The organism is Cohaesibacter marisflavi, assembly GCF_963665895.2.
GTDB classification, from domain to species: Bacteria; Pseudomonadota; Alphaproteobacteria; order Rhizobiales; family Cohaesibacteraceae; genus Cohaesibacter; species Cohaesibacter marisflavi.
Map to the genome: position 1 here is coordinate 569,517 of NZ_OY762534.1, position 19,031 is coordinate 588,547.

Genomic DNA, 19,031 nt, shown 5'->3' on the forward strand with positions numbered 1-19,031 from the left:
CCGAAGGATGCCAATGGCTTCCTTCGGTTGTTTGACTGGTGAGTATGCGGCTGGGAAAGCGCACCAACTAGCTGTCTGACTTGACGCTGTCTTCGACCATGGCTTCTATGGTGTCAAAGCGCGGGGACCAGCCGAGCTGATTATGCGCCCGGTCCGATGACATGCGTTGGGATCGCGCATAGGCTGAGGCCCAGTTGCCATGCTTGACTTGTGCTTCTTCAATGGAAATGACACGCGCCTGATAGGGCAGGCCGCAGGCTTGGGCGACCAGCTTGCCAACCTCTTCTGCGGTGGCGCTTTTTATGGCGCTGGCATTGAGCAGCAGGCCATCGCCGCGGTTGTCCACGGCGCTGACATAGAGTTGGGCTAGATCATCGGCATGAACGAAGGGGAAATGGGTGTCCGTGGCGCCCACAATGGTGATTTCGCCATCCTCCTTGAGGCCGCGCGCATAGTCGGCGATGAACCCGCGCCCCTTGTCTATGACCAGACCGGGATGGATAACCGTGAGGAGAAAGTTCGGGCATGTGCTGAGTTGTTCGATGCTGTCGAGCATCCATTCGAATTCTGGCACCGGGTCCAGCATGTGCCGCTCGGAAATCGGGATGACTGGTTCTTCGGGATAGAGCCAGCAGCCACCGGTATAAAGGAACGGAATTTGACGCTCTTCGGGCAGGCTTTTGGCAATCTCCAGAAGAGCGCGCACCAGATTGTGGTCGACGCTGCCCATGTCATTGTCAAAGGTTGCCGCAGCATGGATGAAGGCATCATGCTCCAGCGCCAGCGAAACCCAGTCGCCCGGATCGGTCAGGCTGCCCCGTACTGGTGTTGCGCCGAGACCTTTTTGAATATCCGCACTTCTGTCAGAGCGGGCGAGGGTGGTGACCTCATCTCCGCGCTTCAAGAAAGCTTTGACAATGGCGCTCCCCACCAGACCGGTGCCGCCTGTAACAAATATTCGCATCGAGTCTTTTCCTGTCTTTAGGTGCAAATTGCAAAAATTCGCGTTTTTATAACTTATAGCAAAATGTGCATAAATCCATGGCCAAGTTTTGGCGATCCGTTCTTAACTTTATAGCGTATGAACAGCGTGATAAGGAACCGGCATGACAGTTCATATTGTAAAATTGTGCGTTGGCGTCGACAGTGTCGATGATCTGGAACGGTGGATCGAACACAGGCGGCATTTGCAATCGCTTGCGGGCGAACCGGAAGAGCATATTCATACCACGCGCATGTCTCCCAAGCGGCGGGATGAAATTCTGGATGGAGGATCGCTCTACTGGGTGATCAAAGGCATGATTCTCGCCCGGCAGCCGATTATTGATCTCAGGCAGATCGTTGGGGATGACGGCATATCGCGCTGTCAGATCGTGATGGATCCGACATTGATCCGCACCGAGTCCCAGCCCAAGCGCGCCTTTCAGGGGTGGCGTTATCTCAAGGATACCGAGGCCCCCAGAGACCTTGATCCTTTACGCGAAGATGATGATCTACCGGCTGATTTTCGGCGAGAATTGGCGGATCTGGGGCTTCTCTAGGCTGCTTTGACAGTCCAAAGGTGCTCCGGAACCATTTGATTGGTTGGCTTTTTTCAATGCATGCCTAAATATTGGGGATGAATGGTCCTTAACGGACCACATCACACAATGCTCGGGAGGCCCAGATCGTCATGGTCAAGAAGCAAGATCAGCTGGTTGAAAAAACGACTCAGACCACGCCGGAAGTCCGCTCTGACAAAGGCGAGGTGGCGGCGTTTCTCTCCAAGGCGAAAATGGTGCGCAAAGCGCAAGAAGCCAAGGGGCTGAAACCTGCCAGCGGGAATCTTCTGTTTGCTCTTGATGCCACCATGTCACGTCAGCCGACATGGGATGTTGCCTGTTCCCTTCAAAAGGAAATGTTCGAGGTTGCGGAAACCCATGGCGGCCTTGCCACCCAGCTTGTCTATTTTCGTGGCACGAGCGAATGCCGTGCCAGCCGCTGGACACGATCGGCGGCAGACATGACCGGCTGGATGGAGCGGTTTGATTGCCGCGCGGGGCGCACGCAAATCGGGCGCATTTTACAGCATGTGAAAAATGAAGTTCTGGAAACCAAGATCGACGCCGTTGTCTATGTCGGTGATTGTCTGGAAGAAGACCCTGATGTGATCGTCGGTCTGGCGGGTGATATTACGCTCAAGGGCGTGCCGGTGTTCGTCTTTCAGGAAGGCAATGATGCGATGGCAGCTCATGTCTTCAAGGCAATTGCGCGATTGACCGGCGGCGCTTATGGTCAGTTCGATTCAGGAGCCAAACTTAAGTTGGCCGACTATTTGAAGGGCATTGCAGCCTATGCTGCGTCTGGCAGGGATGTAACCCGTTTGCCGCGCGATTTGCAGAAGCAGCTGCCCGGACCGACTTCCTCGCGATAAGGGATGAGCAAAACAAGATGATTTATCTACTGGCCGGATTTTTGTTTTTCGTCGGCATTGTTCTGTTGGTGCGCTGGGCTGCCTATGCGCCTGCTGGTGACGTGTTGTCGCTGGTCTACAAGCTGGGGGGCGTGTTCTTCCTGATCCTGGCTGCCTTCTTCCTGTTTCGCAGGCAGTGGGTGGTGGCTATGCCGCTGGCACTGTTTGCCTGGTCGCTGTTGAGGAAGAAATCTTATCTTGCCGGAGCCGACAAGGAGAGCGGCAGAGGGTCGACTGTGCGGACGGCTGCGTTGGAAATGACGCTGGATCACGATACCGGCATCATCATCGGGCAGGTATTGGCCGGTTCGTTCGAAGGGCGGGAGCTGGATAGCTTGACAGAGGCTGAATTGAACAGCCTCTGGCAAGAAGTTGGTGGCGACAAGGAAAGTCGCGATCTACTTGAAGCGTATCTTGACGGCCGGCATCCCGACTGGCGAGAACGCTTCAATATTGACCCTACAGCGAGGGAAGGAAGCACGACGGACTCTGGCCCCATGACCAAGGAGGAAGCCTATCAGGTGCTTGGGCTTGCGGCGGGTGCCAGCGATGTGGAAGTTGTTGAGGCGCACCGGCGCCTCATGAAGCGGCTCCACCCGGACCACGGGGGCTCCACCTTTCTTGCTTCCAAGATCAACGCTGCCAAGTCCGTTCTGCTCGGAAAACATGACTGATCTCCTACTACTCAATTACTCTTAAGGATTCAGTGCCAGACAGGCAAACTCTTGTTTCTTCAGGGTTTTACAGGCATCTCGTGCAGAAGACTTGCTCGGGAATCCAGCAAAACGTGCTCGATAAAGGGTGGTATTTCCTTTTTGAACTGTTTCCGTGTGGTTGACGCGGCCGTTCAGCATGCGTCCATTGCTTGCTCTGGCCTTGTCTAGAATCTCGTTGGCTGCTTCAAGCGAAGGTGTTGCACTGAGCTGGATCTGCCAGCCGGTCGGAACGCTGCTCCTTGGAGCTGCCTCTGGAAGCGGGGCTTCATGCGTAGACAGATCGCCGATTGGGTCGTTGGCCGGACGCGGCAGGGGCGGAATGGCCAAGGCAGCAGTTGTCAGGCGAGGACGCGGTTTCGGCATGGATTGCGCTGTATCGGCGATAGCGCGACGCAGCGTAGATCCGGTCACCGCACTTGCCTGTGGCAGAGTGGAGACCTGAGCCGTATCAGCCATTACCAAATTCACAGGCGCCGGTTGAGGCGCAGCAGATGCAACGAGCATGGGCTGGGCTGGCGACAGGGTTTTGGCTTTTGGCAAACGAATGCTTTCGGCCAATTCAATATAGCGACGTGTGGCAGGAACGCCGACCATTGCTGTCATACGGCGGCCGGTTTTGGCTTTTGGTAGATATTGCTTGATCAGCTTGCGCATCAGTGCGTCACGGCTTGCGCCTGTCCGCCCGCCCATGACCACGGCCACGATGTGGCGGTCACCGGTTTTGACGTTTGTAACAAGGTTGAAGCCGGAGGCACGGGTATAGCCGGTTTTGATGCCGTCAACGCCCTTGACGCGGCCCAACAGCTTGTTGTGGTTGCCGTAGCGGGCTTTGCCATATTGGAACACGCGCGTGTTGAAATATTTGTAATAGGTCGGGAACCGATCCTGAAGGGCACGTCCGAGCAGGGCCATATCAGCTGCAGTGGTCTTCTGATATTTGTTGGGTAGACCCGATGCGTTTTTGAAGGTCGTGTTCTTCATGCCAATGGAATGGGCCTTGTCTGTCATCATGCGCGCAAATTTGGATTCCGTTCCGCCGATATTCTCGGCAATCACGGCAGCCACGTCGTTGGCTGATTTGGTAACGAGCGCGAGGATGGCATCCTTCATCTTGATGGTGCTGCCGGGTTTGAGGTTCAGCTTGGAAGGGGCCTGACCGGCGGCATGTCTGGAAACCTTGAGGCGGCTGTTGAGCGACATCTTTCCTTTTTCAAGCTGCTCAAACGCCATATACAGCGTCATCATCTTCGTAAGCGAAGCTGGATAACGCGGGGAGTTTGCATGGTTTGAATAGAGAACCTTGCCGCTTTTCACATCGATGACGTAGCCGGCATATTTGCTGTTGGCCGCCTGGGCGGAATGGGGGGAAGCCAGCGCGGCGATCGCCATGACCATGGCTGCGGCGATCATAATGGCTGGGCGCACAGGATTTGCACGCCATGTGGCTCTGAACGCTACTCTAAACACTTGACGTCCTTTGAATGTTTGTCATGACTGACGGATTTTTCCGCTTTGAGGTTTTGTTTCGAGTGCGACGCTTCGAAGGCGAGTATAGCCTGTCGCATCCTTTTTAAAAAGGGTATGGAAACTCGGTTAGGAAAAGGTAAAAAATGCGCAACAAGAAGCAATTTGCGAAAAATTTTAATTTTGTATTAGCATGTTAAGAATGTTCAACTAATTGAAATATATAACGGAAATTAATTTTTAGCCGCCGTTTGGCTATGAAAGCATATACCCTTACAATGAGAGGACAGCATGCTTACATTATTTTGTGGCATCTGGGGTTTTTTGTATGTCAAACTCATACCTGTAGTGTCTCGATTCAAAATGCCTCATCCAAGCCCTGTGATTTGGGCTGGGGAAAAGCCTGAGATGCTCAAGAAGACCAACCCGGCATCCGGTCGGGAGAATTTGTGGAGACAATTCAAGCAATGAGTAAGGATATTCGTCGCCTGGATGAAGATGAAGACCTTGGGGTGACAACAAAGTCAAAACCCAAGACCAAGCGTCCTAATATGTATCGGGTCCTTCTGTTGAATGATGACTTCACGCCGATGGAGTTTGTTGTTCACGTTTTAGAAGCGTTTTTCAACAAGGGCCGAGAAGATGCGACCCGTATTATGCTGCATGTACACCACCACGGGGTGGGTGAGTGTGGCGTCTTTACCTATGAAGTGGCGGAAACCAAGGTGAGCCAAGTGATGGACTTTGCCCATCAGCACCAACATCCGCTGCAATGCATCATGGAAAAAAAGTGAGGATACCAAGTGCCATCATTTTCTAACAGTCTGGAAGCTGCCCTGCACAAAGCTCTGATGACCGCGAATGAGCGGTTTCAGGAGTTCGCTACACTTGAACATCTGCTGTTCGCGTTGATTGAAGATAGTGACGCGGCGGCGGTGATGCGTGCCTGTGGGGTGGATTTGGACCTGTTGGAAAAGAATTTGCTCGATTATATCGACAATGAGCTTTCCAATCTTGTGGTGGACAAGGGGCAGGATTCCAAGCCAACGGCAGGATTCCAGCGCGTTATTCAGCGGGCTGTCATTCATGTGCAGTCCTCGGGCCGCGAAGAAGTGACCGGAGCGAATGTTCTGGTTGCCATCTTTGCGGAACGGGAAAGCCATGCAGCCTACTTCCTGCATGATCAGGACATGACCCGCTATGACGCGGTCAATTATATTTCTCATGGCATCGCAAAGGCGCCGGGGATATCGGATGGTGTGCCGCCAACCGGTGCCGACGATGACATGGATGATGATTTCGATTTCGAGGAAGACGAGGAAGAGGGCGGTAACAAGGCCGAAGCACTCAAGGCCTATGCTGTCAATCTGAACGAAAAGGCGCGCGACGGGAAAATCGATATTCTCATAGGGCGTGATGCCGAGATCCATCGGACCATTCAGGTGCTCTGCCGTCGTTCCAAGAACAACCCGCTTTTTGTCGGTGACCCCGGAGTGGGCAAAACCGCGATTGCGGAAGGGCTTGCCAAGCGCATTGTTGACGACAAGGTGCCTGACGTTCTCAAAGGGGCGACCATCTTCTCGCTTGATATGGGCACTCTGCTGGCAGGGACCCGCTATCGGGGCGATTTTGAAGAGCGTCTCAAACGCGTCATTAAGGAGATCGAGGAATATGAAGGGGCGATCCTCTTCATTGACGAAATCCATACGGTGATCGGTGCTGGCGCGACCTCTGGTGGGGCCATGGATGCGTCCAACCTGCTCAAGCCATCGCTGGCTGCGGGCAATTTGCGCTGCATGGGCTCGACCACCTATAAGGAATATCGCCAGTTCTTCGAGAAGGATCGTGCTCTGGTGCGTCGGTTCCAGAAAATCGATGTCAATGAACCATCCCTGCCGGATGCTATTGATATTCTGAAAGGGCTGAAGCCTTATTTCGAGGATTATCACAGCGTGAAATTCACCAATGACGCCATCAAGTCTGCGGTGGAGCTTTCTGCCCGCTATATCCATGACAGGAAACTGCCGGATAAGGCGATTGATGTGATCGATGAAACGGGTGCTGCGCAGCAGTTGTTGCCGGTTTCACGTCGCCGCAAGAGCATTTCGGCCAAGGAAGTGGAAGCCACCGTTGCCACGATGGCACGCATTCCGCCGAAAACCGTTTCCAAGGATGACAGGGAAGTCCTGTCCAATCTTGAGGTTAACCTCAAGCGGATGGTGTATGGACAGGATCAGGCCATTGATGCCCTGACAAGCCAGATCAAGCTGGCTCGTGCCGGATTGCGCGAGCCAGAAAAGCCGATTGGTAGCTATCTCTTCTCTGGCCCGACAGGGGTTGGTAAAACCGAGGTGACGCGTCAGCTGGCTGATCTGATGGGTGTGGAACTGCTGCGCTTCGACATGTCGGAATATATGGAGAAGCACACCATTTCGCGTCTGATCGGTGCGCCTCCGGGCTATGTCGGCTTTGATCAGGGCGGTCTTCTGACCGATGGCGTTGATCAGCATCCGCATTGTGTGCTGCTGCTCGACGAGATCGAGAAGGCCCATCCGGATCTTTACAACATTCTGCTGCAGGTGATGGATCACGGTAAGCTGACCGACCATAACGGCAAGCAGGTGGACTTCCGCAACGTCATTCTGGTCATGACGACCAACGCCGGAGCGGCGGAAATGGACAAGCCGGCTATCGGTTTCACCCAGTCCGAGCGTTCCGGGGATGACGAGGAAGCAATCAACAAATTGTTCACGCCGGAATTCCGCAACCGTCTGGATGCTGTCATTCCGTTTGCGGCTCTGCCGACGGAAGTCATCCATCAGGTCGTGCGCAAGTTCGTCATGCAGCTGGAAGCCCAGTTGGCAGATCGCGGTGTAACCTTCGAGCTGACCGATGCGGCCACCGCATGGCTTGCCAAGAAGGGCTATGATCCGAAAATGGGCGCGCGTCCGCTGGGCCGTGTCATTCAGGAACATATCAAGCGGCCACTGGCTGAAGAGATCCTGTTTGGCAAATTGACCAAAGGCGGCACGGTACGGGTTGATATCGATTTGGACAATATGGAGAAGCTGTTCCTGTCCGTGATCGAAGAGGATGAGCCCAAGGCTGACAGCACAAAGAGCAAGAAGGCCGATGGCAAGGGCGAAGCCAAGGCTGCTGCCAGCACCGATGAGACGAAGGAGGGCTCGCGCCGGACTTCGTCAAAGAAAAAGGCTTCGGTGCCCAGCGTAGCCAAGGTCGACAAGAAATAGTAAAGAGGAGCGCCAGCGGTAACGTTGGCGCTTTTTCATTATGTTTCCTCACATGCCCGGTTGGCTCAGGAGTTTGCTGCTATTCTTTGCCTTCGCGCTCGTCTCCCTGATGAGCGCCAGTGCAATCATGCGGGCGGCATTTCCCAACGGCATCTTCGGTAGCCTGATCGATCCGGCCACGGGGCGGGCTGATGGCGTTGAGTTGCTCAAGAATATCCTGACGCTCGCGGCGGGCTTTCTGCTGGCGCTTTCCTTGCTCTATCAGCATTTCTTTGGTGGCGAATGATGTGCCAAACATCGCATCTTTCTCGATAGGTGCTTGCATTGCGCATGATTTGGCGATAAATGCTTGGATATGAAACAGATGTGCCACCAGTATCAGTCGATTATTCTCACCATTCTTTGAATGGTGGGCTTTCGTACGTGCATATCACTTACCGGAACCCGCCTGAGGCGGGTTTTTTTGTGCCGTCTCGTGGGTATTTTTCAAGGAGACGGACATGACTTCCCAAGCATTACACTCTGTGATCGAGGCTGCCGATAAAGCGATCTCGGCTGAGGATTTCGACAGCCTGATGGATTTCTATGCCGAGGATGCGACGCTGGTCGTCAAACCCGGTCTGGCTGTTACAGGCAAGGACGCGATCAGAAAAGCCTTTGTCGCCATTGCCGAACATTTCAAGCACAAGCTCACCGTAAGGCAAGGCCCTATGGAAGTGTTTGAAGGGGGCGACACGGCGCTGGTCGTGATGAAGACCTTTCTGGATACGGTTGATTCTGATGGCTGGGATCTGACGCTTGTGCGTCGGGCAAGCTATGTTTTCAAACGGTCGTCAGAAGGCCAATGGCTCTGCACGGTTGATAATTCCTATGGTACGGATCTGCTCGAGGCATAAGCTCGGGCAGATGCACCTCTATGGAATGAGGCCGGGAAGAGTGAAGTCTATCAAACACTTTGCAAGAGAGCCGATGCGGAGTAAGCTCTGCTTCATTATGCCCGCAAGCTGTATAGTCTTGATCGGCAATCACGATGCTTATGCTTGACCCGGAGTTCGTTTGGTGGATAAACAGTCCAGATGAGTCCGCAATAAAGAGGTGACCCCGTGCTTTCAGCACTCGGGATATTGATTGCCGCATTGGGCGGGATGATGTTTTTTCCCGCGCTTATCGATCTGGCATACCAAAGCACAGACTGGCACGCCTTTCTTGGCGGAGGCTCCATATCCATCGGATTTGGCGTAGCGCTCTTTCTGGCCATGCGTGGGCAGGAGGGGGAGTGGTCCATTCGCAGCTCGATTCTGTTTGTGAATGGCAGCTGGTTCGTGCTCAGTGCGTTTGCGGCGTTACCGCTCTATTTCTCCTCGCTTGGCATCAGCTATGCCGATGCCTATTTCGAATCCGCTTCCGGCTTTACCACGACGGGCTCCACCGTGCTCAGCGGCCTTGATACCATGGCGCCGGGGCTGCTCTTCTGGCGATCCCTGATGCAGTGGCTCGGTGGCTTGGGCATCGTCGCTATCGGCATCACCATTCTGCCCATGCTCGGCTCAGGTGGGCAAAAACTGTTTTTCCTGGAATCCTCCGAGCAGAGCGACAATCCCTATCCGCGCATCCGCGAGTTCGCGGTGAAGATTGCCTTTGTCTACATGTTCCTGACGGCTTCATGCGCCTTTGCCTATTTTGCTCTGGGCATGACTTTCTTTGAGGCGGTCAACCACGCCATGACGACGCTTTCAACGGGTGGATATTCCACCTCGGATGGCTCCATGGCGCATTTTGATAGCGTCGGGATCTATTTTGCCGGATCGCTGTTCATGTTTTTTGGCGGCTTGCCCTTTCTCTATATGATCCGTTTCTTCTCGGCGGACAGGGGGCGGGATCCGCAGATCGGGTTTTATCTCAAGGGTGTTCTGATTGCGGCGATCGGCATTTTCTTTGCCAAGCAATGGCTCTCTCCAGGCCCCGTTATCGAGGATTTCGCCATCTCGCTGTTTGATGTCATCTCCATTGTGACAACCACGGGCTATGGCGCGGGTGACTATCAGGAGTGGGGCGCGCTGTTTGTTGTCATCTTCCTCATTCTCACCTTCTTTGGCGCCTGCTCGGGCTCGACGGCGGGCGGCATCAAGCAGTTCCGTTTCGTCATTGCCTGGCTCATCATCAAGAATGCCGTGGCCAAGCTGATCCACCCCAACCGGATTGTGCCCATGCGCTATGGAACAAGGGTGGTGGACGATGAAATGGCTGCATCCACGCTGAGCTTCATATTCCTGTTCTTCGTCACCTTCATGGTGTTTGCCATCGTGCTGCAATTGTGTGGCCTTGATTTCGTGACAGCGATGAGTGCGTCAGCCACGGCACTGGCCAATGTTGGCCCCGGACTGGGTGAGATTATCGGGCCTGCAGGCAATTTCAGCAGCCTGCCGGATATTGCCAAATGGCTGTTGAGCATCGAGATGATTCTGGGGCGTCTGGAAATCCTGTCTGCGCTCACCATCCTGATGCCTGCTTTCTGGCGTTGGTAGGGAAGCCGATTGCCGCTTTCTCCTGCAATTCAATATGCGTGCCTTGCATGGCGGGTTGAATGGTTTGGGCGTCTATGCCAGACTCAATTCTCTTCCTGTCTCCTTCCTCCAAGGTCCGAATGATTTCAAACAATATGACTGATGCGCCGTCTGCAGCTGCAGACGAAGAAGGCCGATCCGGTTGGTACTGGTATCGGCGCGGTATGCGCAATCTGCTTTCCACGCCCGCGATCGTGCTCTATTTTTCCTATCTGGGCTTTGGCAGCTTCACCTATGAAAGCGGCGTGGATGTCTATCTGTCCATGTTCATGACCATCGTCACATGGGCCATTCCCAGCAATGTTATCCTGATCGGAGGCATCCTGTCGGGATCAAGCCTGCTGGCCATCTTTGTGGCTGTCGCACTTGCATCTGTGCGCATGATGCCGATGGTGGTTTCCATCGTGCCTGAGCTAAGAGGTGAGGGCATTGCGACTTGGAAGCTGATTGTGTTGGCCCATTTCACGGCGATCACCTCTTGGGTTTTTGGCATGAAAGAGTTGCCTGTGCTGCCGCCTCATGGGCGGGCGCCCTTCTTTGGCGGCTTCGCGGTGTCTCTTGCCGTGCTCAGCGTTGGTATCGTTGCGCTTGGGCATGGGGTTGCAGGGGCTGTGCCGCCAGAAATTGCTGCGGCTCTGTTTTTGATGACGCCACTTTACTTCATTCTAACCTTGCCAAGTGCTGCTCGGCTTTTGTCGGACAAGCTGGCACTGGTCTTCGGCTTCATCCTTGGGCCTCTATTCGCTTTGGTGGTGCCTGAAATGGGGCTCGTGCTGACGGGGCTCGTCGGTGGCCTTGGCGCCTATGGCATTGGTTACTACTGGAGAAAGCACGCATGACGATCCTGTTTGACAGCTTTGATGCGTCCTGGTGGCCTTATCTGTTTGTCTTGCTCGGGGCTTCGTTGCCCACGAATATGTGGCGATGGCTGGGAGTGGGCTTTGCCGGGCGATTGAGAGACGACAGCGAATGGATCTTGCTGGCCCGCGCGATCGCCAATGCTCTGGTGGCCGGGGTCATCACGCGACTTATTCTGTTCCCGACCGGTGCCTTGACCTTTATTCCCGTCTGGATGCGGCTTGTTGCGGTGGCGGTTGCCGTGGTCTTCTATTTCGGATTGATGCGCAATCTGTTTATCGGGGTGCTTCTGGGCTCGTTGACGCTGGTTGGTCTGACGTTTCTGTTCGGTGTTCCCATGACGTAAAAGGGGCGCTGGTGCGCCCCTATAAAATCTTCTGAAATCGTCTGGTGTCTATCAGAGGCTTTCCAGTGCCTTGCGGTATTTGTCTGCATGGCCTGCGAGGATGTCGTTGTCTGCCATCTCACCGGTCTGCGGGCGCAATTCAACGCCTTCATAGCGTGGGACCACATGGAAATGCAGATGAAACACCAGCTGCCCACCAGCGCCTTCGTTATTCTGCTGCACGGTAACACCATCGGCACCAAAAGCGGCCATCGCTGCATTGGCGATTTTCTGCGTGGTGGCAATCACGGCATTGAGGTCGCTTTCTGCGGTGTCGAAAATATTGCGTGACGGATTTTTCGGAAGCACCAGCGCGTGACCGTCAGACTTGGGCATGACATCGAGAAACGCGATGGTTAGCTCGTCTTCGTAGATTTTGTGGCTTGGAATTTCGCCACGCAGGATTTTCGCAAAAATATTGTCATTGTCATAGGCTGGCGTGCTCATGAGTCGAATCCATTGATTGGTTAAAAGTGTTGGTGGAGACTAACAGCGCTGACGCGCGAAAGCTATCCGTCCCCTTTCTTGAAAGGGGTCAGTGTTGTTAGGAACTCCTGCTCGGCCTCGGCCGCGCGGCGCTCCCTGTTCAAATAGTCTTCGATGGCTTCCCGGAAGGCGGGATGGTCTATCCAGTGGGCCGACCATGTGGTCTGGGGGACATAGCCTCGGGCGATCTTGTGTTCGCCCTGAGCGCCCGCTTCCACGCACATGAGATTATGTGCGATGGCCCATTCAATAGCTTGATGATAGCAAAGCTCGAAGTGCAGGCAGGGATAGTCGCCTATGGTGCCCCAATAGCGGCCATAAAGCGTATCGCCGCCAATGAAGTTGAGCGCTCCCGCCACAGCCACATCGCCGTCATAAGCCAGAACCAGCAGGATCTTGTCGGCCATGGTCTCAGCGATCATGGAGAAGAATTCCCGGTTGAGATAGGGGCGGCCCCATTTACGCGAACCGGTGTCCATGTAAAAGTCGAAAAAGGCGTCCCAGTCTTCTTCGCTTATGGCGTCGCCGTGCTTTGGGCTAATGGTGAGGCCGTGGCTATGGGCGGTCTTGCGTTCCTTGCGAATATTTTTGCGTTTGCGCGATGAGAGTTGGGCGAGGAAATCGTCAAAGCTCTCGTAATCTTCATTGATCCAATGAAACTGTTGGTCACGTCGGACGAGAAAACCTTGTGCCTCGAATTCATCTTTCTGCGCTTCTGGCAGAAAGGTTAGATGAGCTGAGGAAATGGGATAGCGCTCGCAGAGCTGCTTCATGCCGCTGGCCATGGCTGCGGCGGCCACTGCCTCGTTGACGCCCTTGCGGGTCAGCATCTTGGGCGCGTTGACAGGCGTAAAGGGAATGGCGCTTTGCAGCTTGGGATAATATTGCCCGCCTGCGCGCTCCAGTGCATCAGCCCAGCCATGGTCGAAAACATATTCGCCTTGGCTATGGGATTTGAGATAGAGGGGCAGGGCGGCCAGCACAGAGCCTTCTCCATCCCTGAGGACCAGATGATGCGGCATCCAGCCGGTTTCCTCACAGGCGCAACCTGAGCGCTCCAGTGCATCCAGAAAGGCGAAGGAAAGAAAGGGGTTTAATTTTCTGGGACTGAGTGTGTCCTCAAGACAGGCTGTCCACGCCGCCTCTCCGATTTCTCGCATGGAATGAACAACATGGAGCTGGTAATCGGATGTGTCAGACATAGTCTCAGCCATGGGCCTCTCTCAAAATAATCAAACTATCACTTAGATTTAAGAGACTATACCGAGATTGTAACCCTCAAAAGGCGAGGGGCTAAAAAATATTTATAGAATAAATGGCGTCTGATGTGGGCTTAAATAAGCGATGACAGACTTATCCGTCATCGCTGAGGCATGCGCCCGAAAAATTAGTCTTCCAGCTCGACAATGGCTTCCACTTCAACGGCAACACCGAACGGAAGGGAGGCTGCGGAAACGGCTGAACGGGCATGGCGGCCCTTGTCGCCAAAGACATCAACCATGAAGTTGGATGCTCCGTTGATGACGGCTGGCTGATCGCCGAATTCGAGGGTGGAGTTGACAAAGCCAACAAGCTTGACCACGCGGGCCACCTTGTCCAGATCGCCGGTTGCGGCTTTCATCTGGGCAATCAGGCTGATGGCGCAAAGCTTGGCAGCTTCCTGGCCGGCTTCGGTTTCCATGGTGTCACCCAGCTTGCCGATGACTTTTTCGCCAGCAGCGGTCTGCGGGATCTGACCGGAAATGAAAAGCTGGTTGCCGCTTTTAACATAAGGAACATAGTTTGCTGCAGGGGCCGCTGCTTCCGGAAGGGTGATTCCGAGTTCTGCAAGTTTGGCTTCGATTGCACCTGACATTATAAACTCCGTAGAAAGGTCTGTTTTGTTCTGGTCTCGGCGCTGATGGCAGTCTGGCTGCCTTTGGCCGAGAGGGTGTTCAACATTTAGGGGAGGCAAGCCTGCAATGGAAGCAAAAGCTTGTCTGGCACACGCATTTTCACGCATTCTCCAGACTATTTTTTAAACCGTTCTCTTATGGTGATGAGGGGAACCCAAGCGGAAATTGCGCGCTTCTAGTCCAGGCCACTGTCTTTATCGGGCTTCTGGGCCGAATGGATGTCGCTCTTGCGGGCTCCGCCGCTCTTCTCTTCCGTGAGTTTTCCCTTCAGCGTCAGGCCCAGTTCCACCATCTTGCCTCCGAATTTGGTGCTGAGCAGATCCATGGCTTTCTCGGCGCTGGCGCGTTTGCTGGCTTGTGTATCGACCAGATCGGGCGGATCTGCAAATTCGCTTGAGTGCAGCTCGCTGATGCCGATTCCCAGAAGGCGATAAGCGCTTTTGCGGCTGGCAAGCTCCTTGAGCAACAAGTCTTTTCCGATACTGAAAATCTTGTCGGTCAGCTGGGTTGGGTCAGAAAGGGAGCGGCTGCGGGTGATGCTTTTGAAATGATTGTCCTTGAGCTTCAGGGTAACGGTGCGGCCAGCTAGATCTGCTTTCTTGGCGCGGGTGGAGGTGTCTTCACTCAGGCGCCTCAAGATGGGCAGAAGATCGTCTGCGCTCGCAAGGTCTTTGCTGAAGGTCGTTTCGGCGCTGATGCTCTTGGTTTCAGACTCGGGATTGACCGTGCGGGTGTCTTCGCCTTGGGAAAGCTTGGCAAGGCGCAAGCCGAGCGCGCCATAGCGCTTTGCCAATTTGCTGGCATCTGCTGTCTGCAACTGGCCGATGGTGTGGTAGCCATCCTGAGCGAGATTGCGTTGGGAAACCTTACCGACGCCCCAGATCATGGAGACCGGCTTATCCTTGAGGAACTCTTTTGTTTCCGCTTTGCCAATGATGGAAAAGCCGCGTGGCTTCTCCAGATCAGATGCGATCTTGGCAAGGAATTTGTTGTGGCTGAGACCAACGGACACCGTTATGCCTATGCCGGTTTCAATCTCCTTGGCAAAGCGGGCCAACGTCATGGCCGGATAGGCATGATGCAATCGGTCTGTGCCTGAGAGATCCAGAAAGGCTTCGTCGATGGACAAAGGCTCAACAAGAGGGGTGAGCGCCTGCATCGCTGCGCGAACTTCTTTGCCTACAGCGCTGTATTTCTTCATGTTTGGCCGAATGATGACCGCCTCAGGACAAAGTTTTCTGGCCTTGAACATCGGCATGGCGGATTTGACGCCACGGATGCGCGCGATATAGCAAGCCGTGGCGACAACACCCCGTTCGCCGCCGCCGATGATGACCGGTTTGTCCCTGATCTCCGGATTGTCTCTCTTCTCCACGGATGCATAGAAGGAATCGCAATCGATATGCGCCATAGACAGCTGACGCAGCTCTGAATGACGCACGAGCCGAGGCGAGCCGCAACGAGGGCATCGGCGCGGGGTTCCTTCGCCTTCTTCAAGGCAATCTCGACAAAGGAAATGTGCGGTCTGTGTCATGTGAGCCAACAAGATTAAGTGGATAGGGGCTAGAGGGCGCCTGTGTTTGCCATGCTCATCGGATCAAGGCGCATCTTGGCGGAGACCACGTCTTCCGGCGCGATGGCGCTGTTGCTGGCGAAGGCCAATATGAGCGAATCGTCACAGAGCAGAAAGTCGAGTACTGCGGCCAGGAATGAAGGTTCCGAAGCGACGTCCCGTATGCCATTTGCATCGAGCCCGGACAAGGCCAAAAAGCGCCCTAACAGCTCTGAATCGCTCGACAAAAATCCCAGCGCCTGAATGCCCACGGTCTCCGCTGCCTCGAGGCTGAGGCCAGATTGTTTTTTCTGCATGATATGGTGTTTGCCCTTTTGAAAGGTTTATTCTGTATATACGATAACCGAAATAATAACGCATCTGATACGGAAACCCAGATCTGATTGATCGGGGTGTCAGGTCTGTGCATCACATGCGAGCTGCGGACGAATTATGGCCAAAAAGATTCTCATCGTCGAAGACAATGAACTCAACATGAAATTGTTTCTCGACCTGCTGGAAGCCTATGGGTATGAGACGGTAGGCACCCGCAATGGGCTTGATGCCCTTAAGCTCGCCAGAGAGCATATGCCGGATCTGATCCTGATGGATATCCAGTTGCCCGAAGTTTCTGGTCTGGAAGTCACCAAGTGGCTCAAGGAAGACGATGATTTGCGGCCCATTCCCGTGGTGGCCGTCACCGCATTTGCGATGAAGGGAGATGAGGAGCGGATTCGTCAAGGCGGATGCGAGGCTTATCTTTCCAAACCTATTTCCGTGGCAAAATTTATTGAGACCGTGCGCACCTACGCTGGTGATGCTTAGACCGGAGTTGTAAGCAAATGTCTGCCCGCGTTCTAGTCGTTGATGATAATCCCGCCAACGTCAAGCTGCTTGATGCACGCCTTTCAAAGGAATATTTCGATGTTCTTTGCGCCTATAGTGGCGCCGAGGCATTGGAAATTCTGTCCGGCAATACGGTCGATATCGTTCTGCTGGATGTGATGATGCCGGCCATGGACGGGTTCGAGGTTTGCCGCAGGATCAAAGCCAATCCCCAGACCGTGCATATTCCTGTGATCATGGTGACGGCGCTAGATCAGGCGAGCGACCGCGTGGCTGGATTGAGCGTGGGAGCGGATGATTTCCTCACCAAGCCGGTCAACGAGGTGGCTCTCATTGCCCGGGTCAAGAATCTGGTGCGCGTCAAAACGATGACGGACGAGCTGCGCTCGCGTGCCAATACCACCGAACAGATGGGCTTTGACAGCAGCGATATCATGAAGCGTTTGATGCATCATGAGGGAGGTCAGATCCTTCTTGTCGATGATTCCCGGGCCAGTTCGGAACGTATTCGCAAGCAGGTGCTGGGGCAGTTCGATCTGTTTCTGGAGAATGACTATACTTCCGCTCTGAAGCGCTGTACGGATCAGGAATTCGACTGTGTGATGATCAATCTGGATATGCACACATTCGATCCTCTGCGCCTGTGTGCGCAATTGCGTTCTGTTGAGGCCTGTCGGCTGACGCCAATATTGCTGTTGGCTCAAGAGGGCGATGAGGCGCGGATCATGCGCGCCTTTGAACTTGGCGTGAACGACTATATTTGTCATCCCGTTGAGCGGAACGAGCTTTTGGCTCGTCTCCGTACGCAAGTGTTACGCAAGCGCTATACCGATGCGCTTCAGGATACCATCCAGCATACGATGGAAATGGCCATTATGGATGGTCTGACCAAACTCTATAATCGCCGCTACATGACAAGTCATATGAAATCTCTCCTCGTTTCTGCACGCGAGAAGGAGCGGCCCTTGTCTGTTCTGCTGATGGATATTGACTTCTTCAAATCGGTAAATGATACCCATGGGCATGATGCTGGCGATGAAGTGCTGGAGGAATTCTCCCGCCGTATGCGCAAAAATACCCGTGGTATCGATTTGGTCTGCCGCTATGGAGGCGAAGAGTTTGTCGTGATCATGCCGGACACCGATCATTCTCTGGCCATGGTGGTTGCCGAACGCATTCGCAAGAAAGTGTCGGAGAAGCCCTTTATCATTCATAAGGGGCGGCAGATGATTGATGTGACTGTGTCCATCGGTCTTGCTTCGAGCTGCCGTGGTGAAGACGCTCAGGATGATCTGATGAAGAGGGCCGACGAAGCGCTTTATCAGGCCAAGCACGAAGGGCGCAATCGTGTCGTTGTCGCTCAAGTCAAAGAAGTTTCGTAAATATACTTATTATAATTGGCTTTTTGATTATTACTCTATTGCTTCTTTGGGGCGGGGCTAGAAACGCCAAGAAGCCATCCGTTTTTGATAGGGATACGCTGGAAGCTATACGCAATAATTGTGCGTCCTCTCCCCTCTAGCTTATTGGTATTGCTTAGGTATCTCCCACAAGTGTTTTTCCTTGCGGAGTTTCCACCATTGACAAGAGACTGCAAAGGGATGGCGCATTTTTGAGGTGCGAATCTGTTGCAAGTGGTTCGATCAAGGAGCCAAGAAACAAAGATCGAAGCCTTTGAGATGGTGTTAAAGAGCAATCTGACAGGAAATTGAGCCAAGAGTCCTTGGGGATTTACCTTAATTCTTTATCAAACAACAGGATTTTATCGAATTTGGTAAACAATTCGTTGAAATTGTCACTTTTTTTGTTAGGCTTGGATCAGATGTAAAACGGAGTGGGGGACGCCGTTTGTTAGCTTGGCAGTTTGACTGCAGGCTGTGCTATGTCCACACATTTCCGTTTTATACGTATTTTCCCCTACGGACATCCAGGTCCGCCGCATCTCCTGGGACCGTGGGGCTTTGGTCGGTTCAGTAGCAGCAAGAGTGGCCTCCTCAAGTGGTCTGCAACTGGACCGGCCATCCTTTATTCTCCCTTTATTCTCAACATTTGCCCCTGATTCAGGATTGGGCGCACGTATTTTTGCGGTGCCACTTTCATGCATCGGCACTGTTTTACTTATTATGTGCAGCGGATGAGCGTGCAGAAATAAATTGAGGGATGTTGAACGCCCCAACCTTGCCAGGTAAGCAACAAAAAACCCGCATGCCAGAGGCAAGCGGGTTTTTTAAACTGTCACCAGTAGAAAGATGCCTTACTTGATTTTGGCTTCTTTAAACTCGACATGTTTCTTAGCCACCGGATCGTATTTCCGCTTGACCATTTTTTCGGTCATGGTGCGGGAATTTTTCTTGGTGACGTAAAAGTAACCCGTGTCAGCGGTGCTGACCAGACGGATTTTAATTGTTGTTGCCTTAGCCATAAGTCTTTTCCGTCATTTGGGCCCGCGACAAACTGCCATTCAAACCGTATGCCACCGGGGCATTCTGTTCTCTTGGCTGCCGGGCCGAAGATGCGCTGAGCGGAAAAGAGACCGTCTCAGCAAAAACCTGTTTCGAAGCG

The 19,031-nt window shown here is 53.7% G+C and carries 20 protein-coding genes; 12 read left to right on the forward strand and 8 right to left on the reverse strand.

All coding sequences use genetic code 11. The annotated features are described in order from the left end of the window. Positions 1–67: 67 nt before the first annotated feature. Positions 68–964: an NAD-dependent epimerase/dehydratase family protein gene (locus tag ACKPCT_RS03870; RefSeq protein ID WP_319568445.1), complete on the reverse strand. Its 897-nt coding sequence runs from the start codon at positions 962–964 to the stop codon at positions 68–70. Positions 965–1,106: 142 nt separating this feature from the next. Between ACKPCT_RS03870 and ACKPCT_RS03875 the strand changes: the two genes are divergently transcribed. The 3 genes from ACKPCT_RS03875 to ACKPCT_RS03885 all read left to right on the forward strand — a co-directional run bounded on the left by ACKPCT_RS03875 (position 1,107) and on the right by ACKPCT_RS03885 (position 3,126). Further along, positions 1,107–1,541, forward strand: a complete 435-nt coding sequence (locus ACKPCT_RS03875) for a DUF1489 family protein (protein ID WP_090071935.1) — start codon at positions 1,107–1,109, stop codon at positions 1,539–1,541. Positions 1,542–1,672: 131 nt separating this feature from the next. After that, positions 1,673–2,413 carry a VWA domain-containing protein gene (locus tag ACKPCT_RS03880; RefSeq protein ID WP_319568446.1) on the forward strand — a complete coding sequence of 247 codons (741 nt, stop codon included), beginning with the start codon at positions 1,673–1,675 and terminating at the stop codon, positions 2,411–2,413. A 17-nt stretch (positions 2,414–2,430) separates the two neighbouring features. Further along, positions 2,431–3,126: a molecular chaperone DnaJ gene (locus ACKPCT_RS03885; protein WP_319568447.1), complete on the forward strand. Its 696-nt coding sequence runs from the start codon at positions 2,431–2,433 to the stop codon at positions 3,124–3,126. Between the two features lie 21 nt (positions 3,127–3,147). Here the strand turns inward: ACKPCT_RS03885 and ACKPCT_RS03890 are convergent, their stop codons facing one another. Next, positions 3,148–4,635, reverse strand: coding sequence for a serine hydrolase (locus ACKPCT_RS03890; protein WP_319568448.1), 1,488 nt, complete (start codon positions 4,633–4,635; stop codon positions 3,148–3,150). A 464-nt stretch (positions 4,636–5,099) separates the two neighbouring features. Here ACKPCT_RS03890 and clpS point away from each other — a divergent pair, with 464 nt between their 5' ends. The 7 genes from clpS to ACKPCT_RS03925 all read left to right on the forward strand — a co-directional run bounded on the left by clpS (position 5,100) and on the right by ACKPCT_RS03925 (position 11,651). Next, the gene (clpS, locus tag ACKPCT_RS03895; protein ID WP_090071924.1) at positions 5,100–5,426 is read left to right on the forward strand and encodes an ATP-dependent Clp protease adapter ClpS; all 327 of its coding nucleotides are present in this window, start codon (positions 5,100–5,102) and stop codon (positions 5,424–5,426) included. Positions 5,427–5,435: 9 nt separating this feature from the next. Beyond that, positions 5,436–7,883, forward strand: a complete 2,448-nt coding sequence (clpA, locus tag ACKPCT_RS03900) for an ATP-dependent Clp protease ATP-binding subunit ClpA (RefSeq protein ID WP_319568449.1) — start codon at positions 5,436–5,438, stop codon at positions 7,881–7,883. A gap of 40 nt (positions 7,884–7,923) precedes the next feature. Next, positions 7,924–8,169 (forward strand): hypothetical protein, encoded by a 246-nt coding sequence (locus ACKPCT_RS03905; protein WP_319513164.1) that lies wholly within the window; start codon positions 7,924–7,926, stop codon positions 8,167–8,169. Positions 8,170–8,383: 214 nt separating this feature from the next. Continuing rightward, positions 8,384–8,779 (forward strand): YybH family protein, encoded by a 396-nt coding sequence (locus ACKPCT_RS03910; RefSeq protein ID WP_319568450.1) that lies wholly within the window; start codon positions 8,384–8,386, stop codon positions 8,777–8,779. A gap of 207 nt (positions 8,780–8,986) precedes the next feature. Beyond that, complete coding sequence (locus tag ACKPCT_RS03915; RefSeq protein WP_319568451.1) at positions 8,987–10,408, forward strand: TrkH family potassium uptake protein; 1,422 nt, start codon at positions 8,987–8,989, stop codon at positions 10,406–10,408. Between the two features lie 59 nt (positions 10,409–10,467). Continuing rightward, the gene (locus ACKPCT_RS03920; RefSeq protein WP_090071915.1) at positions 10,468–11,286 is read left to right on the forward strand and encodes an AzlC family ABC transporter permease; all 819 of its coding nucleotides are present in this window, start codon (positions 10,468–10,470) and stop codon (positions 11,284–11,286) included. After that, entirely contained in the window at positions 11,283–11,651 is a 369-nt protein-coding gene (locus ACKPCT_RS03925; protein ID WP_319568452.1) for an AzlD domain-containing protein, read from the forward strand. Before ACKPCT_RS03920 ends, ACKPCT_RS03925 begins: the two co-directional genes overlap by 4 nt. 51 nt (positions 11,652–11,702) lie before the next feature. On the opposite strand, the gene ACKPCT_RS03930 is transcribed toward ACKPCT_RS03925, so the two are convergent. The 5 genes from ACKPCT_RS03930 to ACKPCT_RS03950 form a co-directional block, all read right to left on the reverse strand. Beyond that, positions 11,703–12,137: an HIT family protein gene (locus ACKPCT_RS03930; protein WP_319513159.1), complete on the reverse strand. Its 435-nt coding sequence runs from the start codon at positions 12,135–12,137 to the stop codon at positions 11,703–11,705. Between the two features lie 62 nt (positions 12,138–12,199). Next, positions 12,200–13,390 (reverse strand): GNAT family N-acetyltransferase, encoded by a 1,191-nt coding sequence (locus ACKPCT_RS03935; protein ID WP_319568453.1) that lies wholly within the window; start codon positions 13,388–13,390, stop codon positions 12,200–12,202. Between the two features lie 173 nt (positions 13,391–13,563). After that, on the reverse strand, positions 13,564–14,031 hold the full coding sequence (locus ACKPCT_RS03940) for a RidA family protein (RefSeq protein WP_090071907.1): 468 nt from the start codon (positions 14,029–14,031) through the stop codon (positions 13,564–13,566). A gap of 215 nt (positions 14,032–14,246) precedes the next feature. After that, positions 14,247–15,605: a DNA polymerase IV gene (locus ACKPCT_RS03945; protein ID WP_319568454.1), complete on the reverse strand. Its 1,359-nt coding sequence runs from the start codon at positions 15,603–15,605 to the stop codon at positions 14,247–14,249. 29 nt (positions 15,606–15,634) lie between these two features. Continuing rightward, positions 15,635–15,940, reverse strand: coding sequence for a DUF3572 domain-containing protein (locus ACKPCT_RS03950; protein WP_090071905.1), 306 nt, complete (start codon positions 15,938–15,940; stop codon positions 15,635–15,637). A gap of 136 nt (positions 15,941–16,076) precedes the next feature. Here ACKPCT_RS03950 and ACKPCT_RS03955 point away from each other — a divergent pair, with 136 nt between their 5' ends. Both ACKPCT_RS03955 and ACKPCT_RS03960 read left to right on the forward strand, forming a co-directional pair. Further along, positions 16,077–16,448 (forward strand): response regulator, encoded by a 372-nt coding sequence (locus ACKPCT_RS03955; RefSeq protein ID WP_090071903.1) that lies wholly within the window; start codon positions 16,077–16,079, stop codon positions 16,446–16,448. A 17-nt stretch (positions 16,449–16,465) separates the two neighbouring features. Then, positions 16,466–17,851, forward strand: coding sequence for a PleD family two-component system response regulator (locus tag ACKPCT_RS03960; RefSeq protein ID WP_319568455.1), 1,386 nt, complete (start codon positions 16,466–16,468; stop codon positions 17,849–17,851). Positions 17,852–18,723: 872 nt separating this feature from the next. On the opposite strand, the gene rpmG is transcribed toward ACKPCT_RS03960, so the two are convergent. After that, complete coding sequence (gene rpmG / locus ACKPCT_RS03965; protein ID WP_090071899.1) at positions 18,724–18,891, reverse strand: 50S ribosomal protein L33; 168 nt, start codon at positions 18,889–18,891, stop codon at positions 18,724–18,726. Positions 18,892–19,031: the final 140 nt, after the last annotated feature.

Excerpts from the sequence above, each read along its gene's own strand:
- ACKPCT_RS03875 (WP_090071935.1), top strand. The coding sequence starts at position 1,107 with ATGACAGTTCATATTGTAAAATTGTGCGTTGGCGTCGACAGTGTCGAT.
- ACKPCT_RS03940 (WP_090071907.1), bottom strand. The coding sequence starts at position 14,031 with ATGTCAGGTGCAATCGAAGCCAAACTTGCAGAACTCGGAATCACCCTT.
- ACKPCT_RS03960 (WP_319568455.1), top strand. The coding sequence starts at position 16,466 with ATGTCTGCCCGCGTTCTAGTCGTTGATGATAATCCCGCCAACGTCAAG.
- rpmG (WP_090071899.1), bottom strand. The coding sequence starts at position 18,891 with ATGGCTAAGGCAACAACAATTAAAATCCGTCTGGTCAGCACCGCTGAC.
- ACKPCT_RS03935 (WP_319568453.1), bottom strand. The coding sequence starts at position 13,390 with ATGGCTGAGACTATGTCTGACACATCCGATTACCAGCTCCATGTTGTT.
- ACKPCT_RS03905 (WP_319513164.1), top strand. The coding sequence starts at position 7,924 with ATGTTTCCTCACATGCCCGGTTGGCTCAGGAGTTTGCTGCTATTCTTT.
- ACKPCT_RS03930 (WP_319513159.1), bottom strand. The coding sequence starts at position 12,137 with ATGAGCACGCCAGCCTATGACAATGACAATATTTTTGCGAAAATCCTG.
- ACKPCT_RS03945 (WP_319568454.1), bottom strand. The coding sequence starts at position 15,605 with ATGACACAGACCGCACATTTCCTTTGTCGAGATTGCCTTGAAGAAGGC.
- ACKPCT_RS03950 (WP_090071905.1), bottom strand. The coding sequence starts at position 15,940 with ATGCAGAAAAAACAATCTGGCCTCAGCCTCGAGGCAGCGGAGACCGTG.
- ACKPCT_RS03920 (WP_090071915.1), top strand. The coding sequence starts at position 10,468 with ATGGTTTGGGCGTCTATGCCAGACTCAATTCTCTTCCTGTCTCCTTCC.
- ACKPCT_RS03870 (WP_319568445.1), bottom strand. The coding sequence starts at position 964 with ATGCGAATATTTGTTACAGGCGGCACCGGTCTGGTGGGGAGCGCCATT.
- ACKPCT_RS03910 (WP_319568450.1), top strand. The coding sequence starts at position 8,384 with ATGACTTCCCAAGCATTACACTCTGTGATCGAGGCTGCCGATAAAGCG.
- ACKPCT_RS03925 (WP_319568452.1), top strand. The coding sequence starts at position 11,283 with ATGACGATCCTGTTTGACAGCTTTGATGCGTCCTGGTGGCCTTATCTG.
- ACKPCT_RS03880 (WP_319568446.1), top strand. The coding sequence starts at position 1,673 with ATGGTCAAGAAGCAAGATCAGCTGGTTGAAAAAACGACTCAGACCACG.
- clpS (WP_090071924.1), top strand. The coding sequence starts at position 5,100 with ATGAGTAAGGATATTCGTCGCCTGGATGAAGATGAAGACCTTGGGGTG.
- ACKPCT_RS03885 (WP_319568447.1), top strand. The coding sequence starts at position 2,431 with ATGATTTATCTACTGGCCGGATTTTTGTTTTTCGTCGGCATTGTTCTG.
- ACKPCT_RS03955 (WP_090071903.1), top strand. The coding sequence starts at position 16,077 with ATGGCCAAAAAGATTCTCATCGTCGAAGACAATGAACTCAACATGAAA.